The organism is Curtobacterium sp. PhB130 (assembly GCF_003755165.1).
Classification (GTDB): domain Bacteria; phylum Actinomycetota; class Actinomycetes; order Actinomycetales; family Microbacteriaceae; genus Curtobacterium.
In genome coordinates this window covers 148,137-163,439 of the sequence record NZ_RKII01000010.1, presented here as the reverse complement: position 1 = coordinate 163,439, position 15,303 = coordinate 148,137, and the positions used below count along the sequence as shown (strand labels likewise).

Sequence of the window (15,303 nt, the reverse complement as noted above, 5' to 3'; positions counted from 1 at the left end):
TCAGCCCGCGAGCCGAGCGGTGACCGCCCGGAGCGCCGCCGGGAGTGCCGCCGGGTCCGTGCCGCCGCCCTGGGCGAGGTCCGGCTTGCCGCCGCCACCGCCGCCGAGGACACCGGCCGCTTCCTTGGCGAGGGGGCCGGCCTGCACACCGGCGGCGCGCGCGGCGTCGTTGGTGGCGACGATGACGACCGGCTTGTCGTTGACGACCGCACCGAGGACGACCACGGCGGCGCCGTCGCCGAGCTGACCACGGACACCGGTCGCGAGCGCGCGGAGGTCGTCACCGGACTTCAGGCCGTCGACCGACTCGGCCACGACCGTGGTGCCGCCGATCGTCGTCGCCTGGCGGGCGATGGTCGGCACACGCTGCTGCAGCCCCGCGGACTCGAACTCCGCGATGCGCTTCTGCGCGGTGCGGAGGTCCTCCATCAGGGACTGGACGCGGGTCGGGAGGTCGTCGCGGGGTGCCTTCAGTGCACTCGAGAGCTGCGAGACGATGGTGCGCTCGACCGCGAGGTCGCGGAAGCCCTCGAGGCCGACGAGCGCCTCGACACGACGGTTGGTCGACCCGACACTGGCTTCACCGACCAGGTTGACCAGACCGACTTGCGCGCTCGAGGCGACGTGCGTTCCACCGCAGAGCTCGCGGGACCACGGGCCGCCGATGTCGACCATGCGGACCTCGGCGCCGTACTTCTCGCCGAAGAGCGCCTGGGCGCCGAGTTCCTTGGCCTGGTCGAGGGGCAGCACGCGCGTCGAGACCTCGAGGTCGGAGCGGATCGCGGTGTTCACGACCTCTTCGATCTCGGAGCGCGTCGCGAGCGAGATCGGCTGGCTCCAGGAGAAGTCGAGGCGCATGTAGCCGGACTTGTTGTAGGAGCCGGCCTGCAGCGCCTCCGGGCCGAGGATGTCACGGAGTGCGGCGTTGACGAGGTGGGTCGCCGAGTGCGCCTGCGTGGCACCGCGGCGGTACTCCGCGTCGACGACAGTGGTGGCCGCGTCGCCGACACCGACCTCACCCGAGCGCACCTGCACGGTGTGGCTCCAGAGGCCGGAGACCGGGCGCTGGACGTCGAGGACCTCGAGGTCGAAGCCGTTGCCGATGATCGAGCCCTGGTCCGCGTCCTGGCCGCCGGACTCCGCGTAGAGCGAGGTCTCACCGAGGATGACCTCGGCGATGTCGCCCACGACGGCGCGATCGACGCTGACGCCGCCGACGATGATGCCGAGCACGTTCGACTCGGCTTCGAGCGCGTCGTAGCCGAGGAACGTGGTCTCGCCCCTGGCCCGGAACGCGCTGTACACGCTGAGGTCCGCGAGGGCGGTCTTCTTGCTCTTCGCGTCCGCCTTGGCGCGGGCACGCTGCTCGGACATCAGGGTGTCGAACGCGGTGCGGTCGACGTGGACCCCCGCTTCCTCCGCCATCTCGAGCGTCAGGTCGATCGGGAACCCGAACGTGTCGTGGAGCAGGAACGCGGTGTCACCGCCGATCGACGGCTGGCCGTCCTGCTTCGCACGCTCCACCGCGACGTCGAGGATCGTCGTGCCCTGTGCGAGCGTGCGGAGGAAGGTCTCTTCCTCGGCGTAGGCGATCCGCGCGATGCGGTCGTAGTCCGACGCGACCTCGGGGTAGGCGTCGCGCATGGCGTCACGCGACTCCGGGAACAGCTGCGGGAACGTCGCGGTCTCCACGCCGAGCAGGCGCATCGCGCGCACCGTCCGGCGGAGCAGGCGACGGAGGATGTAGCCGCGACCCTCGTTCGACGGCGAGACCCCGTCGGCGATGAGCATCAGCGCGGAACGGACGTGGTCCGCGATGACGCGCATGCGGACGTCGTCCTCGTGCACCGCGCCGTACCGGCGACCGGAGATCTCCGCCGCCTTGTCGAGGACCGGGCGGACCTGGTCGATCTCGTACATGTTGTCGACGCCCTGCTTGATGAACGCGACGCGCTCCAGGCCCATGCCGGTGTCGATGTTCTTGTTCGGCAGCTCGCCGGTGATCTCGAAGTCGTACTTCGAGCGGACGTCGGCGATCTGGTACTGCATGAACACGAGGTTCCAGATCTCGACGTAACGGTCGTCGTCCGTCGCCGGACCACCGTCGATGCCGTACGCGGGACCGCGGTCGAAGAAGATCTCCGAGCAGGGGCCCGCCGGACCGGGCTGCCCGGTCGACCAGTAGTTGGTGTCCTTGCCGAGGCGCTGGATGCGCTCGTCGGGCAGGGAGGAGTGCTGCTTCCAGAACGCGATCGCCTCGTCGTCGTCCTCGTACACGGTGACCCAGAGGTCGTCGGCCGAGAACCCGAGCCCACCGTCGGACTCCGCGCCCGTGAGGAACTCCCAGGCGTACTGGATCGCCTGCTCCTTGAAGTAGTCCCCGAACGAGAAGTTGCCGTTCATCTGGAAGAACGTGCCGTGCCGCGGGGTCTTGCCGACCTCTTCGATGTCGTTCGTGCGGATGCACTTCTGGACGCTCGTCGCGCGGGGGTACGGCGCCGGGATCAGCCCGGTGAGGTACGGGATGAAGGGGACCATGCCGGCGACCGTGAACAGCAGCGACGGGTCGTCCGAGACGAGCGAGGCGGACGGGACGACGGTGTGGCCGCGGTCACCGAAGTACTGGAGCCAACGGCGGCGGATCTCTGCGGTCTGCATGGTGCTTCCTGATGACGTGGGAGGGCGGGACGTGCTGGTGAGCGCGACGGTCAGGCGTCGGTGCGGAGCTCGGCTTCGCGGGAACGGTAGCCGTCGGCCACGGCGCTCGTGAAGGCCTTCGTGCGGGCGTCGACCTCGGCGAGGAACGTCGCGCCTGCGGAGGTCCTGCTGACCCGGTGGGCGACGAGGAACCCGATGACGACGCCGACGGCGACGAAGAACAGCTGCTTCACGGGGCCTCCTTGTCGAGCACGCCGAGGCGCGCGTCCGACCAGCTTAGCCGCAGCCCCGGGAACGCCGAACGGCGGGCCGTCCGGAGTGGACGACCCGCCGTTCAGGCAGTGCGATGGATCAGCGAGCTGCGTAGTACTCGACGACGAGCTGCACTTCGCAGGTCACGGGGACCTCGGCGCGCTTCGGGCGACGCACGAGGCGGGCCTGGAGCTTGTCGATCTCGACCTCGAGGTAACCCGGGACCTTCGGGAGGACTTCCTGGTGGCCACCGGCAGCGGCGACCTGGAAGGGCTCGAGCGACTCGGAGCGCTGCTTGACGTGGATCAGCTGGCCCTCCTTGACGCGGAAGGAGGGGCGGTCGACGAGCTTGCCGTCCACCAGGATGTGGCGGTGCACGATCAGCTGACGGGCCTGCGAGGTCGTGCGGGCGAAGCCGGCACGGAGCACGAGGGCGTCGAGGCGCTGCTCGAGCAGCTCGACCAGGTTCTCACCGGTCAGGCCGTTGGTCTTGCGGGCCTCTTCGAAGACGATGCGGAGCTGCTTCTCGCGGATGCCGTACTGGGCGCGCAGACGCTGCTTCTCACGGAGGCGGACGGCGTAGTCGCTGTCCGCACGACGGCGCGTACGGCCGTGCTCACCGGGCCCGTAGGGGCGCTTCTCGAGGTAACGGGCCGCCTTCGGCGTCAGCGGGATGCCGAGCGCGCGCGACAGGCGGGTCTTGCTGCGGGTGCGTGACTTGGTAGACACAGGGTCCTTTTCTCTGTACTGAACTGAAGTTGTCGCGGGTCTCGGCACGCGCACGTGTCGACGAACCCCGTGACGGGATCCAGAGGGATGAGCCTGTGGGATCGGACGGCTACAGTCCGAACCTCTGCCCCCGTGCCGCGGGACCACACGAGGTGGAGGCGACACTCTGTCCTCGACGCAGCCGCACGCGAGGACCAGGACTTAGGCCCGTCAACGATAGCAGGGTTCAGGCGTCGCCAGAAGCGCCACGCGTGATCTTCCGGAGCCGGTCGAGGCGGGGACCGACTTCACGCTCGTAGCCGTTCGTGGTCGGCGTGTAGTACTCGGTGCCCTCGAGCGCGTCCGGGAGGTACTGCTGCTCGGCGACCCCGTGCTCGGCGTCGTGCGAGTAGATGTAGCCCTTGCCGTGCCCGAGCCGCTTCGCCCCGGCGTAGTGGGCGTCCCGGAGGTGGTTCGGCACGACGCCCATCCGCCCCGCCTTGACGTCCGCCATCGCGGCGTTCACGCCGTTGTAGGCGGCGTTCGACTTCGGTGCGGTCGCCAGGTAGACGACGGCTTCGGCGAGGGGGATCCGGCCCTCGGGCATGCCGATCAGCTGGACGGCCTGGGCGGCGGCGACCGCGATGGGCAGCGCCTGCGGGTCCGCCATGCCGATGTCCTCCGACGCGGAGATGATGATCCGCCTGGCGATGAACCGGGGGTCCTCCCCCGCTTCGATCATCCGAGCCAGGTAGTGCAGCGCGGCGTCGACGTCGCTCCCCCGCACCGACTTGATGAACGCGCTGATGACGTCGTAGTGCTCGTCGCCCTGCCGGTCGTAGCGGAGCAGTGCCCGGTCGACCGCGGCCGCGACGGTGTCCGCGTCGACGACGGGGACCTGGTCGTCGTCGTCGTCCTGCGCCGCACCGGCGGACGCGGCGGCGGCTTCGAGGGCCGTCAGCGCACGACGGGCGTCACCGGACGCGAGCCGGACGATCGCGGACCGGGCTTCGTCGCCGAGGACCACGGAGCCGCCGAGGCCACGCGGGTCCTCCACGGCGCGGTCGACGAGCATCCCGAGGTCGGCGTCGGTGAGCGGCTTCAGGGTGAGCAGCAGCGAACGGGAGAGCAACGGGGAGATCACCGAGAACGACGGGTTCTCGGTCGTCGCGGCGATGAGGATCACCCAGCCGTTCTCGACGCCGGGCAGCAGGGCGTCCTGCTGGGCCTTGCTGAAGCGGTGGATCTCGTCGAGGAACAGCACCGTCGTCGAGCCGTAGAGGTCACGGTGGGTGAGGGCCTTCTCCATCACTTCGCGCACGTCCTTGACGCCGGCGGTGACCGCGGAGAGCTCGACGAACTCCCGCCCGGACTGCCGGGCGATCGCCTGGGCCAGGGTGGTCTTGCCCGTGCCGGGCGGCCCCCAGAGGATGACGGAGACGCCACCGGGGTTCTCCCGCGTGCCGGTGGCGAGCTGCACGAGCGGCGAGCCCCGGCCGAGGAGGTGCTGCTGCCCGGCCACTTCCTCGAGACTGGTCGGCCGCATCCGCACGGCGAGCGGCACCGAGCCCTGCGCCAGGCCGGTCCGACCGCCGGTCGTGGGCGCGTTCATGCCCGATCGGTCCGCTGCCATGTCCTCAATCGTAGGCGGGCGCACCGACACCTCCTTCATAGGGAGGGGTCCGATACGCTCGTCGCACACTGCGACGAGAGGGCAGATCAGCACCGTGGCACCCAAGAACCAGGCGCGTGACAACCGCGAGGCGCGCGAGCGGCTCCGACTCTACGAGGCACGACAGGGCCTCCACGACCGCCAACGTCGTCGCCGTCGCCGCGACAACCTCGTCGGACTGGGTGCTCTCGTCGTCGTCGCCGCCCTCGCCACCGGGTCGCAACTCGCCTTCGCCGGCTCGCAGCCGTCCGGGAAGGCCAGCGCCTCGGCGTCCGCCAGTGCCAGTGCGTCCGCGACGCCCACCCCCTCCGCCAGCGCCACCGCGAGCAACACGGGCGACGTGCCGAGCAAGTCGATCGCGAAGAACAGCACGTGGACCGGCTCGATCACGCTGAACAAGGACGTGAAGCTCGGGATCGAGCTCGACGGGAAGAAGGCGCCGCAGGCCACGAGCGTCGAGATCGACCTCATCCGCAAGCAGTTCTACGAGGGCACCACCTGCCACCGGCTCGCGGACAGCGACGGGTTCAAGTTCCTGCAGTGCGGCTCCGCGAACGGCGACGGCACGGGTGACGCCGGCTTCGAGTACGGCCCGATCGAGAACACCCCGAGCGACGACGTCTACGACAAGGGCACGATCGCCATCGCGCGGAGCTCCTCGACGTCCTCGCAGTCCACCCAGTTCTTCATCGTCTACGGCGACACCACGCTCGACGGCTCCACCGGTGGGTACACCGTCGTCGGCAAGGTCACGAGCGGGCTCTCCGAGCTCCAGTCGAAGATCACGTCGAAGGGCATCTCGGACGCGAGTTCGGACGGCACCGGCGCCCCGAAGGTGGCCACCACGATCACCGCGGCGACCATCAAGCAGGACCAGTAGTCCACAGCCGAGCGCATCGGCGGGCCGCTGGGGCCGCCCGTGCAATAGGGTGGCTTCCTGACCGTGCCGACGGTGACGTCGGTGATGCACGACCACGATCGAGGCGAGACCTGTGGGATCTGACGAAGCAACGACCTGGGGGCGCGTCGACGACGACGGCACCGTGTACGTCCGGTACCAGGACACCGAGCGTGTCGTGGGTGAGTACCCGGACGCCACCGCCGACGAAGCGCTCGCGTACTTCGCCCGGAAGTACGCCGACCTCGAAGGCCAGGTGAAGATCGCCGAGCAGCGCGTGCAGCGCGGCGCATCGGCGAACGACGTCGCCCGGACGGTCGAGCACCTGACGGCGCTCGTCACCGAAGCGCGGGTCGTCGGCGACATCAAGTCGCTCGAAGACCGCGTCGCGGCGCTGTCCGAGCAGCTCGGGTCGCTCACCAAGGAGCAGGCCGAACAGGCGCAGCAGGCGCTGACCGAGGCGCTCGCGTTCCGCACCGGCCTCGTCGAAGAGGCAGAGGCGCTGGCGGCCGTCGACCCGGCACGCGCGCAGTGGAAGCAGATCACCGCGCAGCTCGACGACGTCTTCTCCCGCTGGCAGCAGCACCAGCACGAGGGACCGCGCATCCCCAAGAACGAGGCCAACGAGCTCTGGAAGCGGTTCCGCTCGGCCCGCTCCACCGTGGACCAGCACCGTCGTGCGTTCTACTCGGACCTCGACGCGCAGCACCGCGACGCCCGGACCCGCAAGCAGGAACTCGTCCAGCAGGCCGAGGCACTCGCGCCCCGGGGCTCCGACGCGATCCCGACCTACCGCCAGCTCCTCGACGACTGGAAGCGTGCCGGCCGTGCGGGCAAGCGCCACGACGACGCACTCTGGGCCCGCTTCAAGGCCGCGGGTGACGTCCTCTTCGAGCAGCGCCACGCCGAGAGCGCCGCGGAGAACGAGGAGTACTCCGCCAACCTCGAGGCCAAGCTCGCGCTCGTCGCCGAAGCCGAACCGCTCCTGCAGCAGCAGGACCGTGCCGCCGCACGGAAGTCCCTGACCGACATCCAGCGTCGTTGGGACGAGATCGGCCGGGTCCCCCGCGCCGACGTCCGTCGGGTCGAGGACCGCCTCCGTGCCGTCGAGGACCACGTCCGCGGGCTCGAGGACGCGCACTGGCGCGAGTCGAACCCGGAGCGCAAGGCCCGCACGACCGGGCTCGCGAGCCAGCTCGAGGACGCGATCGGCAAGCTCGAGGCCGAACTCGAAGCAGCGAAGGCCTCCGACGACGCCCGCAAGATCAAGGACGCGCAGGAAGCCCTGGACGCCCGCAAGATCTGGCTCGACGCCCTCGGCGGCTGATCACACGGCACCACGGCAGCGGCCCCGCGACCATCCGGTCGCGGGGCCGCTGTCGTCCGCGCTCCGAGACGCCGCCCGCGTGCCGAGACGCCGCCGGAGACCGCGGCGTCTCACCCACACAGCGGCGTCTCGCGCACAGAGCCGCGTCGCGCGCGCCCGGCGGACCGCGGGTCAGACCGGGGCGGGGAGCCCGAGCAGGGTGCGGATGTCGAGGTCGTCCTGGCGCATCTGCGTCGCGAGCTCGTCCATCGAGCCGAACTTCACCATGCCGCGGACGTACGACACGAAGAGCACCGCGATGGTGTCCCCGTAGAGGTCGATGTCGACGTCGAGCAGGTGCGCCTCGATCTGCTTCGCGGGGACCCCCTCAAACGTCGGGTTGTTCCCCACCGACACCGCCGCCGGGTACGTCGTGCCGTTGTGCAGCACGCGTGCGGCGTAGACACCGTCCGCGGGGACGAACCCCTCGCACGACGGGTCGAGGTTCGCGGTCGGGTACCCCATCGCTCGGCCGCGCTGGTTCCCGCGGACGACGACGCTGCGGACGGCGTGCTCACGCCCGAGGAGCCGTGCCGCCTCGGCGACGCGGCCTTCGCCGAGGAGCTCCCGGATCCACGTGGAGGAGACGCGGCGCTCACCCGCGGGCCGGACGTCGTCGATGAGGTCGACGTCGTCGATCAGCTCGACCGCGAAGCCGTGCTGGGCGCCGAGAGACCGGAGGAGCGCGACGTCGCCGGCGCCCTTCGCCCCGAACCGGAAGTCGCTGCCGACGAAGACGAGCTTGGCGTTCAGGGTGTCGACGAGGATCCGGGCGACGAAGGTCTCCGGCGACCAGGACTGCAGCTCCGCGTCGAACCGCAGCAGCAGGGTGGCGTCCACACCGACGTCGTCGAGGAGCTCGCGACGCTGCGCGATGCTCGTCAGGGCGGGCGGGACCTTCGCCGGGTCGATGATGCTCAGCGGGTGCCGGTCGAACGTGACGACCGTCGACACGAGTCCCTGCTGGCGGGCGGCGCGCTCGAGGTGCGCGATGACCGCACGGTGCCCGACGTGCACGCCGTCGAACTTGCCGATGGTGACGGCACTCGGCCCGAAGCCCTGGGCGACGTCCTCGACGTCTTCGTAGTACTGCATGTCGCTCCCCGCCTACTCGCCGGCCGCCACGGCGGGCTCGGGTTCGGTGACGGGTGCTCCGGCGGTGCGGTGGTGCTTCCGGAGCCACCAGAGGCCCGCGATCGGCAGCACGAGCGGCGCGAAGGCGTAGCCCATGCCGTAGTACGACCAGATCGTCAGGTCCGGGAAGAGCGCGTGGTCGAAGAGCGACAGGGTCCCGATCACGAGCACGCCCGTCATCTCGAAGACGATGGTGACGCAGGCGACCCGGTACCAGAAGCGTCCGGGCACGATGAGGGCGATCATCGCGACGATGTACACGACGGCGGCGATGGCGCTCAGCGTGTACGAGAACGGCGCGAAGGAGAACTTCTCGGCGATCTGGACGACGCTGCGGCCCGTCGCTGCCAGGGCGAGGATGCCGTAGACGGCGATGAGGACGCGCCCGATGCCGGTCGCGAGGGAGGACTTGGTCGCCATTGCACCGATTCTACCGACGACCGGCGACACCGCCGACCGCACACGTCACAGACCGCAGACTGCAGACCTCACAGGCCGCACGCGTCACGGACCGCACACCTCAGTTCAGGGCGAACCAGATCTGGTACATCCGGTAGACCATCACGGCCACGGTGAACGCGCCCGCCCCGAGCACGACGGTGCTCCACCGCGTGCGGTCGATGAGCGCCCAGACGATCGTGGCCGGCGGGACGAGCAGCACCGACACCGCGTAGACCCAGAACTCGAGCAGGTTGCCCGTCGCCGGGTTCCCGACCGCTGGCTGCACCAGCGACACGACGAGCTGCGCGATGAGCAGGAGCTCGATGAGCACGAGCGACCCGACGGTGTAGTCGTTGGGCTTCCAGCCGATGAAGCCGACGACGACGGCGAACACGCCGACGACGCAGGCCAGCACGAGCTGCACCCACATGAACCACTCGATCACGCGTTCGCTCCTGACGCCGTGGGGAAGTTGGTGATGACCCGCAGCAGTCCGCGGCGCACGGAGACGAGACCGATCAGCCGGTCGTCGCGTGCGGTGACGGCCGCGACCGGGCCGTCGGTGTCCGGGTGGTCGGCGTCGATGCGCTTGCCGTCGGCGAGGTCCTTCGCGCGGGCAGCGTCGAGCGTGACGACCGGGAACAGCTGTCGGGCGATCTCGGCCGGGCGGACCAGGGCCGCGCGGACGTCGACGGCGTCGTCCTCGAGGTCGATCGCGTCGTCGACGGAGAACGGGCCGACCAGCGTCCGGCGGAGGGCCGTGAGGTGCGCCCCGGTGCCGAGGGTCGCACCGACGTCGCGGGCGAGCGCCCGCACGTAGGTGCCGGACGAGCAGGCCACGACGACGTCGAGGTCGACCACGCTCGTGGGGACCCCGTCGACGGAGACGACGTCCTCGTTCCGACCGGTGACCTCGAACCGCGAGATCGTCACCGCCCGGGCCTTGAGCGTGACCTCCTCGCCCTTCCGCGCCAGGTCGTAGGCGCGTCGACCGTCGACCTTGATCGCGCTGACCGTCGACGGGACCTGCGAGATGGGGCCGCGCTGCTGTGCAACGGCCGCTTCGACCGCGGCTTCGGAGACGTCCGCGCCGGACACGCCCACCGCGGCCACGGGGTCGCCGTCGGCGTCGTCCGAGTCGGTGGACACGCCGAGCCGGATGGTCGCCGTGTAGGTCTTGTCGAGGCCGACCAGGTGCGTCAGGAGCCGCGTGGACGGACCGGCTCCGAGGAGCAGCAGTCCGGTCGCCATCGGGTCGAGGGTGCCGGCGTGGCCGATCTTCTTGAGGTCGAGACGGCGTCGGGCGATCGAGACCGCGCGATGGCTGGAGATCCCCTGCGGTTTGTCGACGAGGAGGATGCCGTCGGGAGCGGTTACGAGCACCCGAGGAGATTACCAGCGCACGTCAGCAGGCATCGTTCCACTCGCGACGCGGATGCGCCGGATCGGTGACGTCGAGGACCGCGGACGCGGCGATCTTGACGTCGGCGCGACGTTCCAGCCGACCGGACTCCTGTTCCACCCAGAGCGACCAGCGCCACAGGCCGCGCGCACCGGCGCCGAGGACGCCGTGGCCGTGCACCACGAGGACCCCGTCACCCGCACCGGTGGACCGGAACGGCGCGACGAGTCCGGAGCGCAGCGCGTCCACGTCGGCGGAGGGAGCGGCAGCGGCCATCGCCGAGACGCCGTGCTGCTCGAAGCCGGCGACCATGGCCGCGGCGACGTGTTCGAGGTCGACGCCGTCCTGCCCGTCGATGCCGACGACGGTGCGGTTCGTGCCGACCTGTGCGATCACCTCTCCCGCGATCGCAGCCATCGTGTCGGTCTCTTCGGGTGCCCAGCGTGCCATGCACCCACCGTAGGCTGTCGTGGTGAACGCGAGTCGAGCCTCCCGTCAGCCTGTGGAGAACGCGACCGGCCCGCAGGGCGCGACGCGGCCCGACATCGCGACCCCGCTCGTCGCGTGGTTCCGCGCCGAGGCGCGCGACCTCCCCTGGCGCCGTCCCGGCTTCCCCGCCTGGGGCACGCTGGTCAGCGAGATCATGCTGCAGCAGACGCAGGTCGCACGCGTGATCCCCCGCCTGGAGGCATGGCTCACCCGGTGGCCGACGCCTCGCGACCTCGCGGACTCACCGCCGTCGGACGCGGTGCGTGCCTGGGACCGGCTCGGCTACCCGAGACGGGCGCTCGCGCTGCACGCGGCGGCGACGGCGATCGCCGAGCAGCACGACAACGTCGTGCCCCGGGACGTCGACGCGCTCCTCGCGCTGCCCGGCATCGGTGACTACACGGCGCGGGCGGTCGCGGTCTTCGCGTACGGCGACCGGCACCCCGTCGTCGACGTGAACGTGCGCCGGGTGCTCGCGCGGGCGCTCCTCGGGCAGGGCGAACCCGGACCGGCGAACGCGAAGCAGGACCTGCCGCTGATGGCCTCGGTCCTGCCGGAGGACCGCGAGGACGCGGCCGCGACGAACGCCGCGGTGATGGAACTCGGTGCGCTCGTCTGCGTCGCACGCTCCCCCGCGTGCGACGCCTGCCCGATCGCGGACCGCTGCGCGTGGCGTGCGGCCGGCTACCCGGAGCACGACGGCCCGCGCGCGCCGAAGCAGGCGAAGTTCGCCGGCAGCGACCGGCAGGTGCGGGGTCTCGTGATGGCCGAACTCCGCGCGAGCGACGTCCCCGTCACCCCCGCGGAGATCGCGATGGTCTGGCCGGATGCCGAGCAGCGGGACCGGGCGCTCGCGTCGCTCCTCCGCGATGGTCTCGCGGTGGGTGACGACGCGAGCGGCTACCAGCTGCCCGGCGGCGCCGCCTAGGCCTGTTCCTCGGACTCGTCGTCGTCCTCGTCGCGCTTGTACGGGTCGGCGTCGCCGGCGAACGTGGCGCCCACCGATGCCGAGCGGACCTGCTCGTCGCGCATCTTGGCCTGCGCGAGCAGGTCCTCGAGGTGCGCGGAGGTGTCCGGCAGGGCGTCGGCGATGAACTCGAGCGACGGGGTGAGCCGCGCCGTGATGTTCTTGCCGACCTCGGTGCGGAGCATGCCGGTCGCGGCCTTGAGCGCGGCGGCGGAGTCGGCGCGCTCCTCGTCGGTGCCGTACACGGTGTAGAAGACCGACGCGTGCTGCAGGTCACCGGTCACGCGGACGTCGGTGATCGTCACGAAGCCGAGACGCGGGTCGCGCAGACCCTTGTCCAGTCGACGTGCGACGACTTCCTTGATGCGGTCGGCCATCTTGCGTGCGCGCTGCGGATCAGCCATGGGTTCCTCCTTGGGAATGGGTGGGCCCCGACCTCCCGCGAGGGAGGCCGGGGCCCAGGGTAGTCACACGATCAGTCGCGCGGCTTCTCGACGAGCTCGGTGGTCTCGATCTCGTCACCGATCTGGATGTCGTTGTACTTGCCCAGACCGATACCCGCCTCGAAGTCCGTACGGACCTCGGTGACGTCGTCCTTGAAGCGACGGAGCGACTCGATGGCCAGCCCGTCCGCAAGGACCACGCCGTCACGGATGACGCGCGCCTTGGCGTTGCGCGTGATCGTGCCGGAGCGGACGATGACACCCGCGATGTTGCCGAACTTCGAGGACCGGAAGACCTCGCGGATCTCGGCGACACCGGACTGCACCTCTTCGTACTCGGGCTTGAGCATGCCCTTGAGGGACTGCTCGATGTCCTCGAGTGCGTTGTAGATGACCGAGTAGAACCGGACGTCGATGCCTTCACGCGCCGCACGCTCACGGGCCTTGACGTCCGGACGGACGTTGAAGCCGATGACGATGGCGTTGTCGATCGTGGCGAGGTCGATGTCCGACTCGGTGATCGCACCCACACCGCGGTGCAGGATCCGCAGCTGGACGCTGTCGTCCACCTCGATGTCGAGGAGCGACTGCTCGAGTGCTTCGACAGCACCGGAGACGTCACCCTTGATGATGAGGTTGAGCGAGTCGACCTTGCCCTCTTCGAGTGCACGGGTGAAGTCCTCGAGCGAGATGCGCTTGCGGGCCTTGGCCAGCTGGGCGTTGCGCTCGGCCGCTTCACGCTTCTCAGCGATCTGACGGGCGGTTCGGTCTTCTTCCGTGACGAGGAAGGTGTCACCGGCGCGGGGCACCGAGGACAGGCCCTGCACCTGGACCGGACGACTCGGCGTCGCGGCGGTCACCGGGTTGCCGTCTTCGTCCGCCATCGCACGGACGCGGCCGTAGGCCGTTCCCGCGACGATCGCGTCGCCGACGTGCAGGGTGCCCGACTGGATGAGCACCGTGGCGACTGCACCGCGGCCCTTGTCCAGGCGTGCTTCGATCGCGACACCGCGGGCGTCCTTGTCGGGGTTCGCACGCAGGTCGAGCCCGGCGTCAGCGGTGAGCAGCACGGCGTCCAGGAGCTCCTGGATGCCGATGTTCTGCCGCGCGGAGACGTCGACGAACATGACGTCGCCGCCGTACTCCTCGGCCACCAGGTTGTACTCGGTGAGCTGCTGGCGGACCTTCGCCGGGTTCGCGCCTTCCTTGTCGATCTTGTTCACCGCGACCACGATCGGCACGTTGGCCGACTGCGCGTGGTTCAGCGCCTCGATCGTCTGGGGCATGATGCCGTCGTCCGCCGCGACCACGAGGATCGCGATGTCCGTCACCTGCGCACCACGGGCACGCATGGCGGTGAACGCCTCGTGACCCGGGGTGTCGATGAACGTGATCGGACGCTCGATGCCCTCGTGCTCCGCGACGATCTGGTACGCACCGATGTGCTGCGTGATGCCGCCGGCTTCGCCCTCGACCACCTTGGAGTTGCGGATGGCGTCGAGCAGGCGCGTCTTGCCGTGGTCGACGTGACCCATGACGGTGACGACCGGGGGACGCTGCTGCAGGACGGAGTCGTCCTCGTCGGCGTACTCGGCGTCGATGTCGATGTCGAAGCCCTCGAGGAGCTCGCGGTCCTCGTCTTCCGGCGACACGATCTGGATCCTGTAGCCGAGCTCTTCGCCGAGGACCTCGAAGGTCGCCTCGTCGAGGGACTCCGTGGCGGTCGCCATCTCACCGAGGTGGAACAGCACCGTCACGAGGTTGCCGGGGCTCGCGTCGATCTTGTCCGCGAAGTCCGAGATGCTCGCACCACGACGCAGACGGACGACCGTGTTGCCGTCGCCGCGCGGGACCTGCACACCGCCGAGCGACGGCGCCTGCCGCATCTCGTACTCGGCGCGCTTCGTCCGCTTCGACTTGCGGGCACGGCTCTTGCCGCCACCGCGACCGAACGCACCGGCGGTACCACCACCGGGGCCACGGCCACGACCGCCGCCACCGGCGGGACGCGGGCCGCTGAACGCCGGACGCGGGAAACCGCCACCAGCGCCGCCACCGGCACCGGGACGACCGCCACCGGGGCCGCCACGACCGCCGCCACCCTGGCCCGGGCGCTGCCCGAAGCCGTTCGGACGGTTGCCCTGACCGGGACCACCCGGACGCGGAGCACCCGGACGGGGTGCGCCGGGACGCGGGGGCTGCGGACGCGGGATCCCGCCACCACCGGCACCGCCGGCGGGACGCTGACCCATGCCCTGGTTGGACGAGTACGGGTTGTTGCCGGGGCGCGGCGGGCGCGAGCCCATGCCCTGGCTGGACGCGTAGGGGTTGTTGCCCGGACGGGCACCCGGCTTCGGGCCACCCGGCTTCGGACCGGCCGCCGCGGGCTTCGCGCTGCCCGGCTTGACGGCGTCGTTCTTCGGCGCGCTCGGAGCGTCACCGGAGTCCTTGGGGGCGGCTGCCTTCTCCTCGGCAGCGGCCTTGCGCGCTGCCTCGGCTTCGGCCTGCCGCTGCGCGACGGACTTGGGGGCCGGCGTGACGGGCACGTCGGTGTTCTCGGCCGGCTGCGCGGGGGCTTCGGGCTCCGGGGCCGGAGCGGGACGCTTCGGGCCGGGCTTCGGGCCACCGGGCTTCGGTGCGGCCGACTTCGCCGCCGCCGGAGCGGGGGCTGCTGCGGCTGCGGGCTTCGCGGATGCCGAAGCACCCTCGGCCTGCAGTGCGGCACGGAGCTTCCGTGCCACGGGGGGCTCGACACTCGAGCTCGGTCCCTTGACGAACTCGCCCAGCTCCTTGAGCTTCTCGAGTGCGGTCTTGCTGTCGACGCCGAGCTCGCTTGCGATCTCGTGTACGCGTGGTTTCGCCACTGTTCTCCT

Annotated in this window: 14 protein-coding genes; 3 read left to right on the top strand and 11 right to left on the bottom strand. The window is 70.6% G+C overall.

The genetic code is table 11. The annotated features are described in order from the left end of the window. The 4 genes from alaS to EDF24_RS16460 all read right to left on the bottom strand — a co-directional run bounded on the left by alaS (position 1) and on the right by EDF24_RS16460 (position 5,230). On the bottom strand, positions 1-2,658 hold the full coding sequence (gene alaS, locus EDF24_RS16475; RefSeq protein WP_123704283.1) for an alanine--tRNA ligase: 2,658 nt from the start codon (positions 2,656-2,658) through the stop codon (positions 1-3). Positions 2,659-2,708: 50 nt separating this feature from the next. Beyond that, positions 2,709-2,891 carry a hypothetical protein gene (locus tag EDF24_RS16470; protein WP_123653574.1) on the bottom strand — a complete coding sequence of 61 codons (183 nt, stop codon included), beginning with the start codon at positions 2,889-2,891 and terminating at the stop codon, positions 2,709-2,711. Between the two features lie 118 nt (positions 2,892-3,009). Continuing rightward, positions 3,010-3,639, bottom strand: a complete 630-nt coding sequence (rpsD, locus tag EDF24_RS16465; protein ID WP_071300659.1) for a 30S ribosomal protein S4 — start codon at positions 3,637-3,639, stop codon at positions 3,010-3,012. A gap of 226 nt (positions 3,640-3,865) precedes the next feature. Next, positions 3,866-5,230 carry a replication-associated recombination protein A gene (locus EDF24_RS16460; protein WP_123704397.1) on the bottom strand — a complete coding sequence of 455 codons (1,365 nt, stop codon included), beginning with the start codon at positions 5,228-5,230 and terminating at the stop codon, positions 3,866-3,868. Positions 5,231-5,345: 115 nt separating this feature from the next. On the opposite strand from EDF24_RS16460, the gene EDF24_RS16455 reads away from it, so the two are divergent. Both EDF24_RS16455 and EDF24_RS16450 read left to right on the top strand, forming a co-directional pair. Continuing rightward, positions 5,346-6,170 (top strand): peptidylprolyl isomerase, encoded by an 825-nt coding sequence (locus EDF24_RS16455; protein ID WP_123653575.1) that lies wholly within the window; start codon positions 5,346-5,348, stop codon positions 6,168-6,170. A 112-nt stretch (positions 6,171-6,282) separates the two neighbouring features. Continuing rightward, positions 6,283-7,515 (top strand): DUF349 domain-containing protein, encoded by a 1,233-nt coding sequence (locus EDF24_RS16450; RefSeq protein WP_185021701.1) that lies wholly within the window; start codon positions 6,283-6,285, stop codon positions 7,513-7,515. A gap of 171 nt (positions 7,516-7,686) precedes the next feature. On the opposite strand, the gene EDF24_RS16445 is transcribed toward EDF24_RS16450, so the two are convergent. The 5 genes from EDF24_RS16445 to EDF24_RS16425 all read right to left on the bottom strand — a co-directional run bounded on the left by EDF24_RS16445 (position 7,687) and on the right by EDF24_RS16425 (position 10,981). Continuing rightward, complete coding sequence (locus EDF24_RS16445) at positions 7,687-8,649, bottom strand: bifunctional riboflavin kinase/FAD synthetase (protein ID WP_123704281.1); 963 nt, start codon at positions 8,647-8,649, stop codon at positions 7,687-7,689. A 12-nt stretch (positions 8,650-8,661) separates the two neighbouring features. Next, positions 8,662-9,108, bottom strand: a complete 447-nt coding sequence (locus EDF24_RS16440) for a hypothetical protein (RefSeq protein WP_123704279.1) — start codon at positions 9,106-9,108, stop codon at positions 8,662-8,664. Positions 9,109-9,208: 100 nt separating this feature from the next. After that, positions 9,209-9,574: a hypothetical protein gene (locus tag EDF24_RS16435; protein WP_123653578.1), complete on the bottom strand. Its 366-nt coding sequence runs from the start codon at positions 9,572-9,574 to the stop codon at positions 9,209-9,211. Further along, positions 9,571-10,512 carry a tRNA pseudouridine(55) synthase TruB gene (gene truB, locus EDF24_RS16430; RefSeq protein WP_123653579.1) on the bottom strand — a complete coding sequence of 314 codons (942 nt, stop codon included), beginning with the start codon at positions 10,510-10,512 and terminating at the stop codon, positions 9,571-9,573. The genes EDF24_RS16435 and truB overlap by 4 nt, the downstream gene beginning before the upstream one ends. A 22-nt stretch (positions 10,513-10,534) precedes the next feature. Next, positions 10,535-10,981: a hypothetical protein gene (locus tag EDF24_RS16425; protein WP_123704277.1), complete on the bottom strand. Its 447-nt coding sequence runs from the start codon at positions 10,979-10,981 to the stop codon at positions 10,535-10,537. Positions 10,982-11,033: 52 nt separating this feature from the next. Here EDF24_RS16425 and EDF24_RS16420 point away from each other — a divergent pair, with 52 nt between their 5' ends. Then, on the top strand, positions 11,034-11,948 hold the full coding sequence (locus EDF24_RS16420) for an A/G-specific adenine glycosylase (RefSeq protein ID WP_185021700.1): 915 nt from the start codon (positions 11,034-11,036) through the stop codon (positions 11,946-11,948). Here the strand turns inward: EDF24_RS16420 and rbfA are convergent. Further along, complete coding sequence (gene rbfA / locus EDF24_RS16415) at positions 11,945-12,391, bottom strand: 30S ribosome-binding factor RbfA (RefSeq protein ID WP_123653581.1); 447 nt, start codon at positions 12,389-12,391, stop codon at positions 11,945-11,947. The two genes, EDF24_RS16420 and rbfA, sit on opposite strands and share 4 nt — an antisense overlap. Positions 12,392-12,462: 71 nt before the next feature. After that, entirely contained in the window at positions 12,463-15,294 is a 2,832-nt protein-coding gene (infB, locus tag EDF24_RS16410) for a translation initiation factor IF-2 (protein ID WP_123653582.1), read from the bottom strand. Positions 15,295-15,303 lie beyond the last annotated feature (9 nt).

Coding starts and splice junctions, on each gene's coding strand:
- EDF24_RS16445 (WP_123704281.1), bottom strand. CDS start 8,649: ATGCAGTACTACGAAGACGTCGAGGACGTCGCCCAGGGCTTCGGGCCG.
- alaS (WP_123704283.1), bottom strand. CDS start 2,658: ATGCAGACCGCAGAGATCCGCCGCCGTTGGCTCCAGTACTTCGGTGAC.
- EDF24_RS16440 (WP_123704279.1), bottom strand. CDS start 9,108: ATGGCGACCAAGTCCTCCCTCGCGACCGGCATCGGGCGCGTCCTCATC.
- EDF24_RS16460 (WP_123704397.1), bottom strand. CDS start 5,230: ATGAACGCGCCCACGACCGGCGGTCGGACCGGCCTGGCGCAGGGCTCG.
- EDF24_RS16425 (WP_123704277.1), bottom strand. CDS start 10,981: ATGGCACGCTGGGCACCCGAAGAGACCGACACGATGGCTGCGATCGCG.
- rbfA (WP_123653581.1), bottom strand. CDS start 12,391: ATGGCTGATCCGCAGCGCGCACGCAAGATGGCCGACCGCATCAAGGAA.